The sequence below is a fragment of the Sulfitobacter mediterraneus genome, from assembly GCF_016801775.1.
In the GTDB taxonomy this organism is placed as follows: Bacteria; Pseudomonadota; Alphaproteobacteria; order Rhodobacterales; family Rhodobacteraceae; genus Sulfitobacter; species Sulfitobacter mediterraneus_A.
Map to the genome: position 1 here is coordinate 778,313 of NZ_CP069004.1, position 18,242 is coordinate 796,554.

Below are 18,242 nucleotides of genomic sequence, written 5' to 3' on the forward strand. Positions count from 1 at the left end.
TCGCCCGTTCCCTGAACACCAGCCGGAACCAATTCACTTTCCGCCCGTTCTTTACCCAGAGCGCCGCAACCGGAATTCTCCGGATCTTGGCGCCAGAAAGAGTAAGGAGCATATCATGTTCACAACGATCAAAAGTTTTACATTCGCCGCTGGCGTCAGCCTGTTGGCCCTCACATCTGCAACTGCGGCCGAGCTGCCTAAAATCTCGCAGATCAGCGTCGACGCCTCTTATGACGCCGCGCAAGACAGCAACGCGGCGGCGCTCTACCCGGAGCTGCAGACCGACATCAACAAAGCGGTGGCCGAGATGGTGCCAACCAGCGACGATGCAGCGGACCCGACAATCCGGATCGATATCCGCAAAATCGCCTTGGACGGTGATACATATCTGCCGGACAGCGCGGAATTCAACCAGATCGAAGGTGTGGTTGCCATCGAAGGCCGTGATGGCAGCGTTGGCGATGTGACATTCCCGGTCAATATCGTGGCCGCGACCGCCGACACTGTTGCGCCTGAGGGCTACTTCCTGGTGCCGCCATCAACCGAAGATTTCTACACGGCGATGGTTTATGGTTTTGCCAAGACCGTGGCGGAAGAGCTGGCTCGGGTGAACACATCCGGTGACGCAATCACCCGCTAAATACTTTTATAAACTAAGAAAAAGCGCGGATGGGAAACCATCCGCGCTTTGCTTTATTCTGCCGCGACTCCCACTTCGATTACCGGCTCCATCTCTGAGAACTTTTGATCGCTCAGGTGGCACTTGACCTGATGCCCGTCAGCCATCTCCCGAATGGGCGGAACCTCGCGTTCACAAAGCCCGTCCGGCACCTCCGATTTCCAGCGGCACCGCGTCTGGAACGGGCAACCCGGTGGCGGGTTCATTGCGGATGGAATGTCGCCCTCAAGCACGATGTGCTTTTTCTTGACTGAGGTATCGGCAATCGGCACCGCAGACAGCAAAGCCTCGGTATAGGGGTGATAGGGCGGCGAGAACACCTGATCGGTGCTGCCCAGCTCAACCACATGGCCCAGATACATCACCATGACCCGGTCGCTGAGATAGCGCACAATTGACAAGTCGTGGCTGATAAACAGCAAGGTGGTCTTTTGCTCGCGCTGGATCTCCATCAACAGATCTGTCACCGCGGCCTGCACGGACACGTCAAGCGCCGACACCGGCTCATCCGCCACAACAATCCGCGCATCCCCGGCAAAGGCGCGGGCGATACCCACACGTTGCTTTTGACCACCGGACAGCTGCCGTGGCATCCGATCGGCAAACTCGCGCGGCAGTTTCACCAGATCGAGCAGTTCCAGCATCCGCTGGCGCCGCTCGGCTTCGTTCTTGCCAACCTTGAAGATCTCCAGCGCGCGGATGATCTGCCGGCCCACGGTCATCGACGGGTTGAGCGTGTCAAACGGGTTCTGGAACACCATCTGGACATCGGCGACATTCTTGGTGGTGCGGTCCTCGATAGGCACATCGCCAATATTCACGCCATCCAGCAAGATCTGGCCCTCGGTGGCGGTCTCAAGACCCATCAGAACCTTTGCAAAGGTGGACTTGCCGCAACCGGATTCGCCCACAATCGCCAGCGTTTCGGATTCGCGCGCCTCAAAACTCAACTCTTCGTTGGCCTTGACCACCTTGGTGTCACCGCCGCCAAACATCGCATTGGCTGCCACCTGGTAATATTTTTTCAGCTTGTCCATCTTCAGGACAACCTTGCCGACATCACCTTTGGTTTTGACCTCTGCCAGTTCCAATGGCGCTTTCCAGTCGATCTCCTCGAATTTCAAACAGCGCGTGGAATGACGATCATTGCCCGCGACATTCTGCATCGGGATGTAGCCCTGATCACAACGCCCCGCCTCGAAATAATCGCAGCGCGGGCCAAAGTTACATCCTGGCGGGCGTTCATGGGGCAGGGGAAAGTTACCGGGAATGGCCACAAGGGGACGGGCATTCTTGTCCGCACCGGGCAGCGGAATCGACCGGAACAGCGCCTGCGTATAGGGGTGCTGCATCTCGTCGAACACATCCTCGATAGAGCCCCGTTCGACCGCCTCGCCGGAATACATCACGCAGATCCGGTCACAGGTCTCAAGCACCAGACCAAGGTTGTGACTGATAAACAGCATCGATGTGCCGTACTTTGTGCCCAGTTCCTTGACCAGCTCCACGACAGCTGCCTCAACCGTCACGTCAAGCGCCGTCGTCGGCTCGTCCAGGATCAATAGGGACGGTTCTGACATCAACGCCATCGCGATCACGATCCGCTGCTGCTGGCCACCCGACAGCTGGTGCGGATAGGCATTCAGGATCCGTTTCGGATCGGGCAGTTTCACATCCGTAACCACCTGCAAGGCGCGGTCATAGGCGTCCTTCTCGTTCATGCCGGCGTGGATCATCGGCACTTCCATCAACTGCTTGCCGATCTTCATTGCCGGATTGAGGCTCGCCATCGGTTCTTGATAGATCATCGCGATCTCGGAGCCGCGAATGTCGCGCAACTCGTCATCGCTCATCTCGCCCAGATCGCGGCCCTTGAACTTGATCGAACCGCCGACAATGCGGCCGTTCTTGCCCAGATCCTGCATCACGCCCAGCGCCACTGTGGATTTGCCGCAGCCGGATTCGCCCACAAGTCCCAGCGCCTCACCGGGCTGAACCGTCGCGGAAAAATCCATCACCGCAGGGATTTCCCGCAGCCTTGTGAAAAACGAAATCGAAAGCTTGTCGATCTCCAGAATTGGACCGTCATATGCATCTTTTACCATTCTACTCTCCTTCGGGAGGGGCCAAAATCTGCGGGGAATATCCCCTTTGCCTTTTTGGCCGTAAATATTCCGGGGGTCCGGGGGCTGGCCCCCGGTCCAACTCTTTCAATCAGTCGCGCAGGCTTTCTTCGCGCAGACCATCCGCCAACAGGTTCAGACCCAGGACGAGGCTGAGCAGCGAAAGCGCGGGCGCGATGGCCGCGTGCGGATACAGCGACAACAGACGCCGGCCTGAGTTGATCGTGCTGCCCCAATCCGGGCTTTCCGATTCCAGACCCAGACCAAAGAAGCCCAGGGTGCCAAGCAGGATGGTGGTATAGCCAATCCGCAGACAGAAATCGACGATCAGCGGCCCACGTGCGTTGGGCAGGATCTCCCACAGCATGATATACCATGGTCCTTCACCACGGGTTTGCGCCGCCGCCACATAGTCACGGGTTTTGATATCCAGCGCGAGACCGCGCACGATACGAAACACGGTGGGCGAGTTCACAAACACCACCGACACAAACACCACGAGGATACCAGATCCGATGTCAAACAAGTCCAGCGCCGCCGGAATACCGGGGATGGAATAGTTGGGTGTCTCCACAATCGTGCCATTGCTGGACACCATCGACAGGTAGAGCCACGCGCCACCCCCCAACACCACAATCAGAAGCGGTGTGCGGAAACTTGGCTGCGTGTAGAACCGCGAGTTCAGCAAGATCGCCAGGAACACCAGTGGGAAGATGAACAGGAACAGCGCCATATAGTTCGGGATACCGGTCAGCACGATCTCGGGTGTCACCAGCAGGTAGAACAGCAAGATCACCGGGAACGCGAGGATCAGGTTGGCCAGAAAGCTCAGGATCGTGTCCAGGCGGCCGCCATAGTATCCGGCAGGCAGGCCCAGTGTGATCCCGACCATAAAGGCAAAGAGCGTCGCAAAGGGCGCGATTTTCACAACCACCCACGAGCCCTTGATCAGGCGGCTAAAGACATCCCGTGCAAGGTTGTCACCGCCCAGCAGGAACCACTGGTAGTCACCCTCTTCTGCGCCGCGCAGGGGCGTTCCGGGCAATTTGTTCTTCATGCCCGACACCTGGCTCAGGCTGTCATGCGTCACCAGAAGGTCAAACACACCGCCCATAATGCCGGTGAACACCCAGAACATCACGATCGCAAACCCGATCATGCCTACGGTGCTGTCAAACAGCTTGCCATAAAGGCCGAGGTTCCGTTTGAAGGTGATCGACAACACGAAGGTTACGATCAGGGCGGTCCAGACCGGCAAAAGCTGCCGGGCCATGCCGCCGATGATACCTGCGCCGGTGCCCATCACGATGCCTAGCACCAGATAGATCAACGCCAGCCCCACGGTGGCATAGAACAGGTAGTTCACGACCATGTTGATAAAGCCGCTGGCGCCCTGATTGCTGGCCAAAGTGCCGTCACCGGCCACGGCGCGGGTGTCAGATTGCGGCACAAAGGAAATCAGGATTTGCCCGACGATTCCCAGCACCAGCAGGACCAGCACCGCAGTAAAGATGATATTCAGCCCACTCAAAGAGCCCGTCCATGTCAAAGGTTCCATGTCCTTGCTCCCTTAAGAAATGCGAATGCGTGGGTTGAGGTAAACATAGCCGATATCGGAAATCAGCTGGGTCACCAGAACCACCACAACAGAAACAACAGAGACCGCCAAAAGCAATTCAATGTCGTTGTTCGATGCCGCCTGCACCAGAAGCCAGCCAAAACCCTTGTAGTTGAACAGGGTCTCAACGATGACCACACCGTTCAGCAGCCACGGGATTTGCAACATGATCACCGTGAACGGGGCGATCAGCGCGTTGCGCAGCGCGTGTTTGAGTACGATATCGGAGAACTTCACACCCTTAAGGCGCGCGGTCCGGATATATTGCGCTGTCATCACCTCGGTCATCGAAGCCCGCGTCATCCGCGCGATATAGCCCATCCCGTAAAGCGAAATGGTCAGCACCGGCAGGAAAAAGTTCCAGAAATTGGCATCGTCCATCGCCTTGGTGGCAGAGCCAAAGAACAGCGTCTTGCCGTCGATCCAGCCCCATTCAGCCAGGATCGGCGACACGCCGAATTTCGATGACGCCAGAACCGCGATAAAGATAACGCCGGATACATATTCAGGCGTGGCCGTCGTCGCGATCGAGAAGGTCGAAAGCGAGCGGTCCAGCTTGGACCCCTCGCGCATCCCTGCCAGAACCCCGACAATCAGCGCCGATGGCACCATCAACATCAAAACCCAGAACATCAATTTGCCCGTCAACGCCAGCCGGGTCATCAGGGTCGATCCGACCTCATCTTTGAAAACGGTAGAAAACCCCCAGTCGCCTTGCAGAATTCCGCAGCGGGTGGGCCGCTCGGCCTCTGGTGTGCCTTCTGAAAAGCAGCGCCCGAAGGTTTTGCCTTCGTCCTTCTCAGTCACCCAGCCGGGCATCACGCCCAGCCATTGACCAAATTTGACCGGCATCGGCTGTAGATAGCCGCGGTCACCCAGATAAGACGACACAGCTTCGTCCGACATCCGGAAGTTGCCTTGTGTCTTGGCCAGTTTTTCGAGGTTTGGATAAAGATTTGTAAGCCAGAACACGATGAACGTCAGGCAAAGTGCCGTCAGTATCATCACGCCCAGGCGGCGCAGAATAAATAGTCCCATGTCGTGCCCCTGTTGGTGGCGCAGCGGGTTCGTCCCGCTGGAATTGATTGGCCTGTGGCCATTTTGATCTGCGGTATCGTGCGTACAATACCGCTTCCACGAGGCGCAGACCGCGCCTCGTAGCTCTCCCATCGGGCCCATGAGGCACCATCGCTTGCGTCAGGTCAATGTCAGGTTCCGGCAAAAAATTAGAATTTTACGACATCACATCATTCTAAAAACGACATTTTCGATTTTTGAAAATGTGACATTTGCCGCAGATTTATTGGGAGCCTTGCCGCAACTTGCTGGGCGGCATTCCTGTATGGTGCTGAATAAAGCGGGTAAAATACGCGGCTGAGCCAAATCCGAGATGTCGTGCGATGTCTTTGGCCGGCTCTGTGGTCTCACCCAACAGGCTGCGTCCGGCATGCAGCACCCGTTCGGTCAACAGATCCGCCGCGGTTTTTCCGGTTGCCGATTTCACGGCGCGGGTCAGATGGGTCGAGGTCACACCCAATTCATCCGCATAGGCCGCCATGCTTGCCCCGGTTTGATAACCCGCAGACAACAGGTTGCAATAGCGTTGGCTCAGCCGTCCGGCAGCATTGCGCCGGTCAGGGACATGTTCATCCTGCATGATCTGCCGCCGCAACCAGACCGAGATCAGCGCGGCGTGGGCCTCAAGCGCATCCTGGCGCAGCGGCCGTCGCTGCGATTGCTCGCGATGTGCGGCCTCGATCAATGCGGTCAGTTCCGATTGGGTCGTGACATCCCGAATGCGCAGATGCCGGGGCATCTCCGGCAAGCGCAGCGGGGTGCCTTGCGGGATCAGCACCGCCTGTCCCATGCTTTGCCGCCCCATATCCAAAGAAAACAATGCCCCCGCAGGTACCCAAAGGGCATTATGCGCCCCGATACCGCGCCGCAGCCCATCCAAGAGCGCACGCCCTTGACCACGGGTGATCCAGACCAACAGATGATGGCTCCGGTCATGGGCCAGTTGCACCTGCCAATCCTGCCCGCCGCTGAGCTGGGCAAGGGTCAGAACCTGGATGTCGGTTGTCATCGGGATCATGCAATTATCGCTTTATTGAAATTCGAATGGAATTTCTTGAAGGAATAAAGGAGCAATTGTGTGTAAAATGCAAGTTAATGCTGCAGGCAAAGCCGCTACCCTCGGGTGATCTTGTGCCAGTTGGCCATTTTCGAGCGCATCCAGGTCCGCTGCCGTTTGGCAAACTGGCGGGTCGCGATCACCGCGTTTCGTTTGGCCTGATCCAGCGTCAGATCTCCGTTCAGATACTGCATCAGCTCGGGTACACCGATGGCGCGGTGGGCGGGCAGGGCAGGATCATAGACACCGCGCACGGCCTCTGCCTCTTCCAATGCGCCTTGCTCGATCATCAAATCAAAGCGCCGCGCGATCCGGTCGTTGAGCCAATCCTTGTCCACGTCAAAGACTACAGGAACGCAGTGATCCAAGGGCAACGGGGCCGGACCGGTCTGTTTTTGCCACTCTACCAAGGGTTTGCCTGTGGCTTGCTGCACCTCCCATGCGCGTTGCACACGCGCCCGGTTCTGGACATCGATCTTGCCCAGTGTCGCAGCATCCACCCCTTGCAAAAGCACCTCAAGCGGCAGGTCATCGGCCTGTGCACGCACCTCCGGCGGGGTGGCGGGGATCTCGGCAAGGCCTTGCGTCAGCGCAGAAAAATACAATCCGGTGCCGCCTACAATGATCGGGCGTGGCCCCTGCGCCAGCAAGGGCACCACCTCGCGCAGCCAATGCCCTGTCGAATAAGGCGCCGTGGCCGGTATATGCCCATAAAGCAGATGTGGCGCCTGCGCCTCTTCTTCCTTTGAGGGCCGCGCGGTGATCACCCGCCAACAGTCGTAAACCTGACTGGCATCCGCATTCACAACCACGCCGCCCTGCGCCGCCGCGATTTCAAGCGCCAGCGCCGATTTGCCCGATGCCGTCGGCCCCGCAATCAGAACAGGTTGCTCCGGTGACAGCCGATCCAGCAGGGTTTCGAATTGAGAAGACGTCTGATGCGGCATTTCTTTGGGCAGACCTGATGCTTTACATTGAACCTTGCCGCCATTTGCGACATTTTGCGCCCAAATGAAAACCCCAGAGCCCTCCGAAAGGTGCCACCATGCCCCAAGACACCCCGCAGACCAGTTTCAACCGCGTGATGCTGAAGATTTCAGGGGAGGCGCTGATGGGGGATCTGGGCTTTGGCTTGCACCCGCCCACTGTTGAACGCATCGCCCGCGAAGTGCAAAGCGTGCATGAGATGGGCGTCGAGATCTGCATGGTCATCGGGGGCGGCAATATCTTTCGCGGCTTGCAAGGCAGCGCGCAGGGGATGGAGCGGACAACGGCGGACTACATGGGCATGCTGGCCACGGTGATGAACGCGCTGGCGATGCAATCGGCGCTGGAAGGTCTGGGCATTCACACACGGGTCATTTCGGCCATTACCATGAACGAAGTGGCCGAGCCCTATATCCGCCGCCGCGCCGTGCGGCACCTTGAAAAGAAACGGGTTTGCATCTTTGCCGCCGGTACCGGCAACCCCTATTTCACCACCGATACCGCCGCGACCCTGCGGGCCAACGAGATGTCCTGCGAGGCGATTTTCAAGGGCACCAAGGTTGACGGCGTCTACGACAAGGATCCGAACAAATTCGACGATGCCAAGCGCTATGACAATGTGTCTTATGATGATGTGCTGGCCAAACGGCTGGGCGTTATGGACGCATCGGCCATCGCACTGGCCCGTGACAACAACCTGCCGATTATTGTCTTTTCGCTGGATGAGCCGGGCGGCTTCCGGGGCATTCTGGCGGGCGAGGGCACCTACACCCGCGTGCACGGCTAGGGCCGGGCGAATGCCCACTGGTCATTGTCCCAACTGTTGATTTATACTTGTACCAACGCGTGTACCGAGGGCCAAATGGCCGGTCCGCGCCTGAATTGAGCCCGAATTGAGGATAAGAAAACCCCATGGCAGATGAATTTATTCTGGACACCGACGACCTTGAGCGCCGCATGAACGGGGCGATCAGCGCATTGCGCACTGAATTTTCGTCCCTGCGCACGGGCCGCGCGTCTGCGTCGATGCTTGAGCCCGTGATGGTTGATGCTTACGGGTCCATGACCCCGATCAATCAGGTCGGCACCGTCAACGTGCCAGAGCCGCGCATGGTCACCATCAATGTTTGGGACAAAGGTCTGGTTGGAAAGGTTGAAAAGGCAATCCGCGAAAGCGGCCTTGGCATCAATCCACAGCTCAACGGCACCATCATCATGCTGCCCATTCCCGAGCTGAACGAAGAACGCCGCCGCGATCTGACCAAAGTGGCGGGGCAATATGCCGAACATGCCCGCGTTTCGATCCGCAACCTGCGCCGTGACGGAATGGACCAGATCAAAAAGGCAAAGGCCGATGGCATGTCCGAGGACGATCAGAAGTTCTGGGAAACCGAAATGCAGGATTTGACGGATAAGTTCATCGCGATGATCGACGAACAACTCGAATCCAAACAAGCCGAGATCATGCAGGTCTGACCCTGCTACAGGGCCGTCCCAAGGGCGGCCTTTTTTCTGGGACAACAGCCGTGGCACTGCGCCCACGCCCCCTCAAGCGGAGCACCGCACGCCATGAACATCCCCCAAGAGGCGGACCAGACCCCGGAGCCCGATATCACACCGGGCGGTCCACGCCATGTTGCGATCATCATGGATGGCAACGGCCGTTGGGCCACACAGCGTGGTCGCCCGCGCCTGTTTGGCCACCATGCAGGTGCGCGCCGGGTGCGGGAGATCGTCCAATCTTGCCCGGATTTTGGCGTTAAGTATCTGACAATATTTGCTTTTTCGACAGAGAACTGGAAGCGCACGCAGGTCGAAGTGGCCGGTCTGATGAGCCTGTTCCGACGCTACATCACCAAGGAAACCCGCGCCCTCAGCGAAGATGGTGTGCGCGTCCGTTTCATCGGCGACCGGCTGCGCCTTGATGACAAGCTGATCAAGCTGATGAACGACCTTGAGGCTGCGACCGCCCATAACGACAAGGTTAATCTCACCATCGCGATCAACTATGGTGGCCGTGACGAGGTGGCCCGCGCCACCAAACGGCTGGCGCAGGATGTTGCGGCAGGGCGGCTAGACCCAGAGTCGGTGGATGAAGAAACTCTGCCAAGATATTTGGATACTTACGTTTTACCGGACCCAGACCTGGTGATCCGCACCAGCGGCGAGGCGCGGATATCTAACTTTCTGCTATGGCAATCGGCCTATGCGGAATATGAATTTATTGACACGCTTTGGCCCGATTTCACCCGCGAGGAATTTGGCAGTCTTTGCGCCTCATTCGGCGGACGGGATCGGCGCTTTGGCGCAGTGAAAATCTGAGGAAAAGACAATGGCCAAAAACCCTGAACAATGGTCTGATCTCTCTGCGCGGATGTTTTCCGGCGCGGCAATGGTGGTGGTTGGCCTGCTTGGCATCTGGTTTGGCGGCCATGTCTTTCACGTGCTGGTCGCGATCATTTGCGGGCTGATGGTCTGGGAACTGGTTGGCATGCTGCGCCCCGGTGCGCGGCACGTGCAATTGCAAATGGGTGCATTAACCGGCGCGGCGGTGTTTCTGGCGATCTATCTGCCGGTTGGCTTTGCCCTGCCGGTGTTGCTGGCACCGGCCCTGATCGGTTTTGGTCAACTCAGTCATAACCGCACGATTTATATGGCTTTTTCGGTCATGATCCTGCTGTCCGGTTATGGCATGATGCAGGTGCGCGACGATCTGGGCTTTGGCTGGATGCTGTGGCTGGTGCTGGTTGTTGTGGTCACGGATGTGGTTGGTTATTTTGCCGGACGAACCTTTGGCGGTCCGAAGTTCTGGCCAAAGGTCAGCCCCAAGAAAACATGGTCAGGCACCGGCGCTGGCTGGATTGGCGCTGCGGTTGTGGGCCTGTTGTTTTCGATCAACACCGAGGTGAGCCTGCAACTGATCGGGATTTCCATTGCGGTTTCAATGGCATCGCAGATAGGCGACATCGCCGAATCCGGGATGAAACGGCGCATGGGCGTCAAGGACAGCTCAAACCTGATCCCCGGTCATGGCGGATTGCTGGACCGGTTTGATGGCATGCTGGGCGCGTCGGTGTTCCTGCTGATCATTGGCCAGTTTATTGGTTTCCCTCCGGGGCTTGGGTAGGCCCGCATGCCGCGCAAGGTTTCGATCCTGGGGGCGACCGGCTCCATCGGGCAGAACACGATTGATCTGATCCGCCGTGATCTGGACGCCTATGATGTTGTTGCCCTGACCGGCGCGGGCAATATCGGGCAATTGGCGGCAGATGCGATTGCACTGAATGCAGACATTGCGGTCACGGCCCATGATCATCTTCTGCATGATCTGCGCGATGCTTTGGCCGGAACGCAAGTTGCCGCGGCGGCAGGGGCGCAGGCAATCACCGAATGCGCTTCCCGTCCTGCGGATTGGACCATGTCTGCCATCGTCGGCGCGGCGGGTCTCGCACCAGGGCTTGCAGCGGCGGAACAGGGCGGCACATTGGCGCTGGCCAACAAGGAATCGCTGGTCTGTGCAGGCGCGCTGATGCTGCAAACCGTAGCGGACAGCGGTGCGGAAATTCTGCCCGTCGACAGTGAACATTCCGCAATTTTCCAAGCGCTGATCGGCGAAGACGTTGCCGCTGTGGAGCGGGTGATCATCACTGCCAGTGGCGGCGCGTTCCGGGATTGGCCGATTGAAAAACTGGCGGAGGCAACGCTTGATCAGGCCTCAAGCCATCCCAATTGGGATATGGGCCAGAGGATCACAATCGACAGCGCCTCTATGTTTAATAAGGCGATGGAAGTCATTGAGACAAAAGAATTCTTTGACGTTCGCGCCGACCAGATCGAAGTCCTGGTGCATCCGCAATCCATGATCCACGCACTGGTCGGTTTCGTGGATGGGGCCTTGATGGCCCATGTTGGCCCGCCCGACATGCGCCATGCCATCGGCTTTGCGCTACACCACCCCAATCGGGCGAAATTGCCGGTGCAGCGGCTGGACCTTGCCGCTATCGGCCAATTCGAATTTCGCAACCCCGACGACCGCCGTTGGCCGGCCTTGTCGCTGGCACGGCAAACCATGGCCGCAGGCGGCATGACCGGCGCCGTGTTCAACGCGGCCAAGGAAACGGCGCTGGACGGATTTATTGCCGGCCAGATCAATTTTGTGCAGATGGCCGAGGTTGTCGATCAGACTTTGGACCAGATGGAAGGGCACAGCAGCCTCATTCATGACACCATGACACTTGATAACGTCCTCCAAGTAGACCATTTGGCACGTAAGGCGGCCCAAGCCGCGATCAACAAAAGAGCAGGGTAGCGTTTTGGACATTCTTGGACTTCTTCCGCAATTTGGCAGCTTGATCTGGACCATCGTGGCCTTTGTTGTTGCACTGTCGGTGATTGTTGCGGTGCATGAATACGGCCATTACATCGTGGGCCGCTGGTCCGGCATTCATGCCGATGTGTTCAGCCTTGGCTTTGGGCCGATCCTCTGGTCCGGTCATGACAAACGCGGCACCCGCTGGCAAATCGCTGCGCTGCCTTTGGGCGGTTATGTGAAATTCGCGGGCGATGCCAATGCCGCGTCAGGCAAGGACGAGGCGGCGATGGCCGCCGTGGCAGACGATCCAGACAAACTGCGCCACACTATGCATGGCGCCCCGCTTTGGGCCCGTGCGGCCACGGTGGCGGCCGGCCCTGTCTTCAACTTTGTGATGTCGATCCTGATTTTCGGGGCGATCGCTTATACCGCTGGCGTGACAAAAGACCCTTTGACAGTAGGCGAATTGCGCGATCTGCCCCAGCAGGGCATCGAGTTGCAAGCAGGTGACGAGATCCTTGCGATCAACGGTCTCAAGGTGCCATCCATCGAAGATCCGGCCTATGGATCCTTCCTGGGCACAGTCCCCCAAGAACCTGTGCTGACCTATGAGGTGGAGCGCAACGGCCGGAAACAAGCGGTAACCGGTCCCTATGTCATGCCGCCGCTCGTGTTGCAGGTCCTGCCACAATCGGCCGCCTATGCCGCCGGTCTGGAACCGGGGGATGTGATCACGGCGATCAATGGTCGAGAGATCTTTGCCTTTGCCCAGCTCAAAGAGGTGGTCGAAGCCTCCGAAGGGGCGGCGCTGGAGCTGACCGTCTGGCGCGAGGGCCAAAACCTGCCGTTCACCATGACACCCAAGGTGGTGGATGAACCGCAGGAAGATGGCACCTTCAAACGCTCTGTGCGGATCGGGATCGCGGGCGGCATGGCCTTTGAAACGGCCACCGAAACGCCCGGATTGGGCGCGGCGGCAACAACCGGCGTGGCAAACACCTGGCGGATCATCACCGGCTCCATCTCGGGGCTCAAGCAAATGATTATCGGCAATATCAGCACCTGCAACCTGTCCGGGCCGGTCGGCATCGCCCAGACCTCCGGCGCCATGGCCAGCCAGGGGGCGCAATCCTTCATCTATTTTATCGCAGTGCTCAGCACGGCTGTAGGATTGCTTAACCTCTTTCCGATCCCGGCGCTGGATGGCGGGCATCTGGTGTTCTACGCCTATGAGGCCGTTGCGGGCAAACCGCCGAGCGACAAGGCACTGCGGGTGCTGATGACGATCGGTCTGACGCTGGTGCTATCCCTGATGATCTTCGCGCTTGGCAATGATCTGTTCTGCCCCTAGGGGCGCATGGACGCGATCACCCTGATTTCAACCACAGCCCCTTCCCGGCGAATACCGGCCACCTCAACGGCGGTCCAGGCCGGGTAGGGCGGGTTAAAGACTGACAGGCGCACCGCGTCGAAATCATCAAAATGATCCCGCAGACCCACGTGATAGCTGGTCATCTCGACAATCGCATCCATGCCCAGACCGGCCTCGGCCAGAACCATGCCGATCTTGGCAAAGGCCTGTTCAAACTGGGCAGTGGGATCGCCGGGCATTGCGCCATCCGGCCCTGATCCGGTTGTCCCGGTCAGATACAAATGATCGCCCGAGACAATGCCGGGCGACATATTGAGCGCCTCTGCGGCGTCGGACACGGCGGCAGGGATGATGGCGCGTTTCGACATGGGAGGATCCTTTCAAGGGGGTGAGTGTAGCAATATCCAGTGCAGGTTCGAACGGTGATTTTCTTGTGAGAAGCCGAATCTTGATCGACATTGCGGACAAATTGATTGCTGCAAATCTATCGAGCGCCGACTTTCGCACGAAGAGCCCAAAAATTGACACATTTTTTTGTTGGTAGTTGATCCAATTGGAACGACAGAGGCGGTCGGAATGCTCCTCAATTTGCTCAGAAAACCAAAACATAAACCGTATCTTGCCCTTCGGGCGCCGGCAGAGAAAATGATACGTCGCAAGCAGCTCCCGCCTGTTGAACAACTCCGAAATACGATAAGCGGTGGCTCCGCCCTCATGACCTCTTGGGCCTACTCTGAAAGCGCACGCAAGAAAGCCGGTTCCCAGATACCGCGCGGGCCCAGTATGGCGGAATTTCTAGGTGAGATATCCAGAGAGATCGGATCTGTTCAACCGGTTGTCAAAGGCAAAGGAATGAGCGTCGACCAGTTGGCAGAGCGTGCCGCAATTTATCGTCTGATCCTGTCGCCAAAGACTGATGCAGAGAATGTGGTTGCGCTGTTCAAGGATACAAATGCAGCGCGGGCCCTGAGATCCCGTGCCGAAATGCACCAGAGAAATGTCGATGCCTTTGAAGCTCAGAAAAGGGCTTATCAAGACGCATTGTCCGACTGGGAACACCATGGAAACAACCCAAGGTACCACGAAGAAGAAGATTTCGTAGGGTTGCTTCGCGATGCGAAGACAAATGATCGGGATCTATGGCATGTGGTCGCTTGTGATGTAGAACGTGGATCTAAGGTAGATGAAGATGCACTTTTCTGGATATTGGCCCAGCCCGATTGTGACAGTGCTACGGTCGCGGCATTCGTGAACAGGTATATTGCGCAAGGATATGTTGCCTCGCGAATTGCAAGAGAAAGCAAGAAAAACAATACGCAGTTTGCCGATACGTTTGCGGCCGTTATTGAACGCTGGAATGACGGTTTCTATAAGACAGAAACACTGGACTTCACAGATTGGGATTTTGAAGCTTGTGAGCCGGCCTTTTTGAAGCAACGGGAAAAGGTGAGGCATATGATAGGTCGTGAGCCATGGGGCATCCCAAAGGATCTGTTCAAACCCTATCCCGGAAAATCTACGCAACCAACATTATACTATCGCCATGGTATGGGACTGATGGACCTTCCGCCGCGCTCAGAAGATTATTTTAGCTCGGGCGATTAAACTCGTCAGCGAAGACCGACCTAAATTCAGATTTCATCAGGTCTTGGCAAGCCGATATTGCCCAGCTGTCACGACCCAGGCTTTGATCGCAAATCGACCCAAAATGGCCTGCTCTCACCACATTGCCCCAAAATCGCCACAATTCATCAAAATCGTGCCGCATTGCCCCGATAGAAACGCAAGTAGTTAAATCGGAGCAGACCCATGCACACATTACAGCAATCCTATCGCGGCCTCAGCCTGTTGGCGGATATCAACATGGATCGTCTTTTGTATATCGGTGCGATTGGCGCGGCATTGGCTGCCGGGGCGTTTATCGGATCGCTCTGATCCGTTTCCCACACTACCTCATGATGTTTCGACTTTGAAAAGCACTGCATAATGTAGTGCTTTTTTGCTTGTCCGGGTTTTGACAATCCGCGTTAACCTGCGTACTCAGGTTGGCAATGGATGTCGCAAAATTGGGTTTGAACCATGAGGCTGAATACCTGGGGCGGTGTGCCTGTGAAACAGGCGCGAAAGAAAGATTTCGCTAACGCAATTCGGGGCGCTTCTGTTTGCGCTTTGTTGTCAGTGGCTTGGCTGATTCCAGCCGCCGAGGCGGTGGCGCAGGAGTACCGGTTTAACTCGGTTGTGATCAACGGAAACGAACGGATCGGCGACAGCGCGATCCTTTCGCGGGCCGGAATCAGGCGCGGGGCGGTTGTGTCAGGCGGTCAGCTGAATGACGCCTACCAGAACCTGCAAAACTCCGGATTGTTCGAAACGGTCGCGATTGAGCCGCGTGGCGGCACATTGGTGATCACGGTTACCGAACTGCCGACCCTGAACCGCGTGCGCTTTGAGGGCAACAAGCGGATCAAGGATGACAACCTGCAAGGGGTGATCTCCTCGACCGAGCGGCGGGTGTTTAACCCGGCCCAGGCCGAGGCGGACGCAGCCGCAATTGTCGAGGCCTATGCCAACGATGGCCGGATCGCCGCACGTGTGCAGCCCCGCATCATCCGCCGCAGCCAGAACCGTGTGGATCTGGTGTTTGAAATTTTCGAAGGCGACAACGTCGAGATTGAACGGCTCAGCTTCTCCGGCAACCGCGTCTATTCTGACCGCCGTCTGCGCCGGGTGCTTGGCACCAAACAGGCGGGCCTGTTCCGCCGTCTGGTGCGCCGGGATACCTTTGTTGAAAGCCGTGTTGAGGCTGACAAACAGATGCTGCGCGATTTCTACCTGTCTCGCGGCTACGTCGATATGCGCACCACCGCGGTGAACGGCGAATTGACCGAAGAGCGCGACGGGTTCTTCGTGTCCTACAACATCACCGAGGGCCAGCAGTTCAGCTTTGGCGAAGTGAATGTTGTCTCCGAGATGCCGAATGTGGATGCCGACGTCTATCGCAAGATCATCAAGGTGCGATCGGGCAAGATCTATTCACCCACCGTGGTTGAGGCGGACATCGCCCGTCTGGAACGTCAGGCGATCCGCGATGGGGTGGACTTCATGCGCGTTGAGCCACGGATCGAGCGCAATGACCGCGATCTGACGCTGAATGTGACCTATGTCCTCAGCCGTGGCCCGCGCGTGTTCGTGGAACGGATCGATATTGAGGGCAACACCACCACGCTTGACCGCGTCATCCGCCGTGAATTTGACAGCGTTGAAGGCGATCCCTTCAACCCGCGTGAAATCCGGCAGGCCGCCGAACGCATTCGCGCACTTGGGTTCTTTGAAACCGCTCAGGTGAACGCCCGCGAAGGCAGCAGCGGCGAACAGGTTGTTGTGGATGTGGATGTCGAGGAAAAACCAACCGGGTCTTTGAACTTTGGCGGGACTTTCTCCAACAACGACGGCTTTGGTGTTGTGATCAGCTTTGCCGAGAACAACTTCCTCGGGCGCGGACAACGGCTTGGCCTGTCGCTTTCCACAGCGTCAGATGCAAAGCGGTACGGGATTAAATTCACCGAACCACGCCTGTTGGGCCGTGATTTGGCATTTGGTCTTGAGCTGGATTATGCCGAAACAGATTCGCAATATTTCTCTTACGACACCAACAATTTCGTGTTCAGACCCAGCCTGACCTTCCCGGTCAGTGAAAATGGCCGTCTGCAACTGCGCTACACCGCAGAAGAGATCGAAACAGTGGCACGTGAGGTGCCGGTTCATGGCCTTACGGCGGCGGGCGACATCGCAGCCGGCGCGCAACTGTCGTCTTCCATCGGCTATGAATACACCTTTGACACCCGGCGCACCGGTCTCGACCCAACCTCGGGCGTGTTGTTCAAATTCAGCCAGGATTTCGCCGGACTTGGCGGCGACAGCAAATTCATTCGCACCACGGCGAAGGTTGTTGGGGAAAAGAAGATCTTTAACGAAGAGGTCACTTTGCGGGCGACCCTTGAGGGCGGCGCATTGGCGTGGTCCGAAGGCACCAACCGCATCGTGGACCGCTTTATCCTGACCCCGTCGATCATTCGCGGTTTTGAGCCGGGCGGCATTGGCCCGCGTGACGTGAGCGGCACAGCCAATGACCCATTGGGCGGCAACCTTTACGTCGCGGCGCGGTTCGAGGCGGAATTCCCGCTTGGTCTGCCCGAAGAATACGGGATCACCGGCGGCGTATTCTACGACGTTGGCAACCTGTGGGATCTCAGTGATGTGAACTACAACGGCGGCACCGTCGTTGGCGAAAGCGGTTCCTTCCGCCATGTGGTCGGCCTGTCTGTGTTCTGGCAAACCCCTGTCGGTCCGCTGCAGTTCAATGTCTCCAAGGCCCTGAAAAGCGAGACCTTTGACAAGGAACAAAGCTTTGAGGTCACGCTGCGCACCGAGTTCTAGGGCGATGAAATTGCCTTTTGCCTGCGTCATTGCGGTGCTGGCCCTGCTTGGGGCCACACCCACATATGCACAGCAACAAGGTGGCAGCAGTCTCAATCTCGGGTCCATCTCAAGCCCTTTGCTGACTTTGGATTCGGACCGGGTCTTTCTCGAAAGTGCCTTTGGCCGCCGCGTGGCGGGTGAGGTGGAAAGCAAGGCAGCAGAATTGGCCGCTGATTTTCGCCAGATCGAGGCAGAGCTCGAGGCAGAAGAGCGTGAATTGACCGATCTGCGCCCGACCTTGCCGGCAGAAGAATTTCGCGCGTTGGCGGACCAGTTTGATCAGAAGGTGCAAACCATCCGGCAGGAACAGGCTGCCAAGGAACGCGATCTGAACCAACTGCTCGACAAAGAACGGGAAGTGTTTTTGGGGGCCGCGGCACCGGTCATGGAACAACTGATGCGCCGGAGCGGCGCCGTGGTGATCCTTGAGCGACGGTCGGTTTTCTACAGTGCCAACGCGATCGACATCACGGACGCCGCCATCGCGTTACTGGATGAAACATTGGGCAGCGGGATCGAGCCGAAGTAGCGCCGATCT

Annotated in this window: 17 protein-coding genes; 11 read left to right on the top strand and 6 right to left on the bottom strand. The window is 57.7% G+C overall.

Annotated elements, in window-relative coordinates:
• The first annotated feature begins 115 nt into the window (after positions 1–115).
• Positions 116–640: a hypothetical protein gene (locus tag JNX03_RS03750; RefSeq protein ID WP_203211107.1), complete on the top strand. Its 525-nt coding sequence runs from the start codon at positions 116–118 to the stop codon at positions 638–640.
• Between the two features lie 53 nt (positions 641–693).
• On the opposite strand, the gene JNX03_RS03755 is transcribed toward JNX03_RS03750, so the two are convergent.
• The 5 genes from JNX03_RS03755 to miaA form a co-directional block, all read right to left on the bottom strand.
• On the bottom strand, positions 694–2,784 hold the full coding sequence (locus tag JNX03_RS03755; protein ID WP_203211108.1) for a dipeptide ABC transporter ATP-binding protein: 2,091 nt from the start codon (positions 2,782–2,784) through the stop codon (positions 694–696).
• Positions 2,785–2,893: 109 nt separating this feature from the next.
• Positions 2,894–4,360 carry an ABC transporter permease gene (locus tag JNX03_RS03760; RefSeq protein WP_203211109.1) on the bottom strand — a complete coding sequence of 489 codons (1,467 nt, stop codon included), beginning with the start codon at positions 4,358–4,360 and terminating at the stop codon, positions 2,894–2,896.
• 12 nt (positions 4,361–4,372) lie between these two features.
• Positions 4,373–5,458, bottom strand: coding sequence for an ABC transporter permease (locus JNX03_RS03765; RefSeq protein ID WP_203211110.1), 1,086 nt, complete (start codon positions 5,456–5,458; stop codon positions 4,373–4,375).
• Positions 5,459–5,720: 262 nt separating this feature from the next.
• Complete coding sequence (locus JNX03_RS03770) at positions 5,721–6,506, bottom strand: helix-turn-helix domain-containing protein (protein ID WP_203212120.1); 786 nt, start codon at positions 6,504–6,506, stop codon at positions 5,721–5,723.
• Positions 6,507–6,610: 104 nt separating this feature from the next.
• Complete coding sequence (gene miaA, locus JNX03_RS03775; protein ID WP_203211111.1) at positions 6,611–7,501, bottom strand: tRNA (adenosine(37)-N6)-dimethylallyltransferase MiaA; 891 nt, start codon at positions 7,499–7,501, stop codon at positions 6,611–6,613.
• A gap of 98 nt (positions 7,502–7,599) precedes the next feature.
• On the opposite strand from miaA, the gene pyrH reads away from it, so the two are divergent.
• The 6 genes from pyrH (at position 7,600) to rseP (ending at position 13,204) form a co-directional block, all read left to right on the top strand.
• Positions 7,600–8,328 (top strand): UMP kinase, encoded by a 729-nt coding sequence (gene pyrH / locus JNX03_RS03780; protein ID WP_203211112.1) that lies wholly within the window; start codon positions 7,600–7,602, stop codon positions 8,326–8,328.
• Between the two features lie 125 nt (positions 8,329–8,453).
• Positions 8,454–9,017 carry a ribosome recycling factor gene (gene frr / locus JNX03_RS03785; protein WP_203211113.1) on the top strand — a complete coding sequence of 188 codons (564 nt, stop codon included), beginning with the start codon at positions 8,454–8,456 and terminating at the stop codon, positions 9,015–9,017.
• 93 nt (positions 9,018–9,110) lie between these two features.
• Positions 9,111–9,863: a polyprenyl diphosphate synthase gene (gene uppS / locus JNX03_RS03790; protein WP_203211114.1), complete on the top strand. Its 753-nt coding sequence runs from the start codon at positions 9,111–9,113 to the stop codon at positions 9,861–9,863.
• A gap of 10 nt (positions 9,864–9,873) precedes the next feature.
• Complete coding sequence (locus JNX03_RS03795) at positions 9,874–10,668, top strand: phosphatidate cytidylyltransferase (protein WP_203211115.1); 795 nt, start codon at positions 9,874–9,876, stop codon at positions 10,666–10,668.
• A gap of 6 nt (positions 10,669–10,674) precedes the next feature.
• Positions 10,675–11,850 (top strand): 1-deoxy-D-xylulose-5-phosphate reductoisomerase, encoded by a 1,176-nt coding sequence (gene dxr / locus JNX03_RS03800; RefSeq protein WP_203211116.1) that lies wholly within the window; start codon positions 10,675–10,677, stop codon positions 11,848–11,850.
• A 4-nt stretch (positions 11,851–11,854) separates the two neighbouring features.
• Positions 11,855–13,204, top strand: coding sequence for an RIP metalloprotease RseP (gene rseP / locus JNX03_RS03805; protein ID WP_203211117.1), 1,350 nt, complete (start codon positions 11,855–11,857; stop codon positions 13,202–13,204).
• Here the strand turns inward: rseP and JNX03_RS03810 are convergent.
• A complete protein-coding gene (locus JNX03_RS03810; RefSeq protein ID WP_203211118.1) occupies positions 13,201–13,593 on the bottom strand; it encodes a RidA family protein in 393 nt (130 codons plus the stop codon). The two genes, rseP and JNX03_RS03810, sit on opposite strands and share 4 nt — an antisense overlap.
• A 208-nt stretch (positions 13,594–13,801) precedes the next feature.
• Between JNX03_RS03810 and JNX03_RS03815 the strand changes: the two genes are divergently transcribed.
• The 4 genes from JNX03_RS03815 to JNX03_RS03825 all read left to right on the top strand — a co-directional run bounded on the left by JNX03_RS03815 (position 13,802) and on the right by JNX03_RS03825 (position 18,233).
• Positions 13,802–14,830, top strand: coding sequence for a hypothetical protein (locus tag JNX03_RS03815; protein WP_203211119.1), 1,029 nt, complete (start codon positions 13,802–13,804; stop codon positions 14,828–14,830).
• Positions 14,831–15,034: 204 nt separating this feature from the next.
• The gene (locus JNX03_RS20665) at positions 15,035–15,160 is read left to right on the top strand and encodes a hypothetical protein (protein WP_259274286.1); all 126 of its coding nucleotides are present in this window, start codon (positions 15,035–15,037) and stop codon (positions 15,158–15,160) included.
• A 144-nt stretch (positions 15,161–15,304) separates the two neighbouring features.
• Entirely contained in the window at positions 15,305–17,662 is a 2,358-nt protein-coding gene (bamA, locus tag JNX03_RS03820) for an outer membrane protein assembly factor BamA (RefSeq protein ID WP_203211120.1), read from the top strand.
• Positions 17,663–17,666: 4 nt separating this feature from the next.
• The gene (locus tag JNX03_RS03825) at positions 17,667–18,233 is read left to right on the top strand and encodes an OmpH family outer membrane protein (protein ID WP_203211121.1); all 567 of its coding nucleotides are present in this window, start codon (positions 17,667–17,669) and stop codon (positions 18,231–18,233) included.
• Positions 18,234–18,242: the final 9 nt, after the last annotated feature.

Excerpts from the sequence above, each read along its gene's own strand:
- JNX03_RS03750 (WP_203211107.1), top strand. The coding sequence starts at position 116 with ATGTTCACAACGATCAAAAGTTTTACATTCGCCGCTGGCGTCAGCCTG.
- JNX03_RS03755 (WP_203211108.1), bottom strand. The coding sequence starts at position 2,784 with ATGGTAAAAGATGCATATGACGGTCCAATTCTGGAGATCGACAAGCTT.
- JNX03_RS03760 (WP_203211109.1), bottom strand. The coding sequence starts at position 4,360 with ATGGAACCTTTGACATGGACGGGCTCTTTGAGTGGGCTGAATATCATC.
- JNX03_RS03765 (WP_203211110.1), bottom strand. The coding sequence starts at position 5,458 with ATGGGACTATTTATTCTGCGCCGCCTGGGCGTGATGATACTGACGGCA.
- JNX03_RS03770 (WP_203212120.1), bottom strand. The coding sequence starts at position 6,506 with ATGACAACCGACATCCAGGTTCTGACCCTTGCCCAGCTCAGCGGCGGG.
- miaA (WP_203211111.1), bottom strand. The coding sequence starts at position 7,501 with ATGCCGCATCAGACGTCTTCTCAATTCGAAACCCTGCTGGATCGGCTG.
- pyrH (WP_203211112.1), top strand. The coding sequence starts at position 7,600 with ATGCCCCAAGACACCCCGCAGACCAGTTTCAACCGCGTGATGCTGAAG.
- frr (WP_203211113.1), top strand. The coding sequence starts at position 8,454 with ATGGCAGATGAATTTATTCTGGACACCGACGACCTTGAGCGCCGCATG.
- uppS (WP_203211114.1), top strand. The coding sequence starts at position 9,111 with ATGAACATCCCCCAAGAGGCGGACCAGACCCCGGAGCCCGATATCACA.
- JNX03_RS03795 (WP_203211115.1), top strand. The coding sequence starts at position 9,874 with ATGGCCAAAAACCCTGAACAATGGTCTGATCTCTCTGCGCGGATGTTT.
- dxr (WP_203211116.1), top strand. The coding sequence starts at position 10,675 with ATGCCGCGCAAGGTTTCGATCCTGGGGGCGACCGGCTCCATCGGGCAG.
- JNX03_RS03810 (WP_203211118.1), bottom strand. The coding sequence starts at position 13,593 with ATGTCGAAACGCGCCATCATCCCTGCCGCCGTGTCCGACGCCGCAGAG.
- JNX03_RS03815 (WP_203211119.1), top strand. The coding sequence starts at position 13,802 with ATGCTCCTCAATTTGCTCAGAAAACCAAAACATAAACCGTATCTTGCC.
- JNX03_RS20665 (WP_259274286.1), top strand. The coding sequence starts at position 15,035 with ATGCACACATTACAGCAATCCTATCGCGGCCTCAGCCTGTTGGCGGAT.
- bamA (WP_203211120.1), top strand. The coding sequence starts at position 15,305 with ATGAGGCTGAATACCTGGGGCGGTGTGCCTGTGAAACAGGCGCGAAAG.
- JNX03_RS03825 (WP_203211121.1), top strand. The coding sequence starts at position 17,667 with ATGAAATTGCCTTTTGCCTGCGTCATTGCGGTGCTGGCCCTGCTTGGG.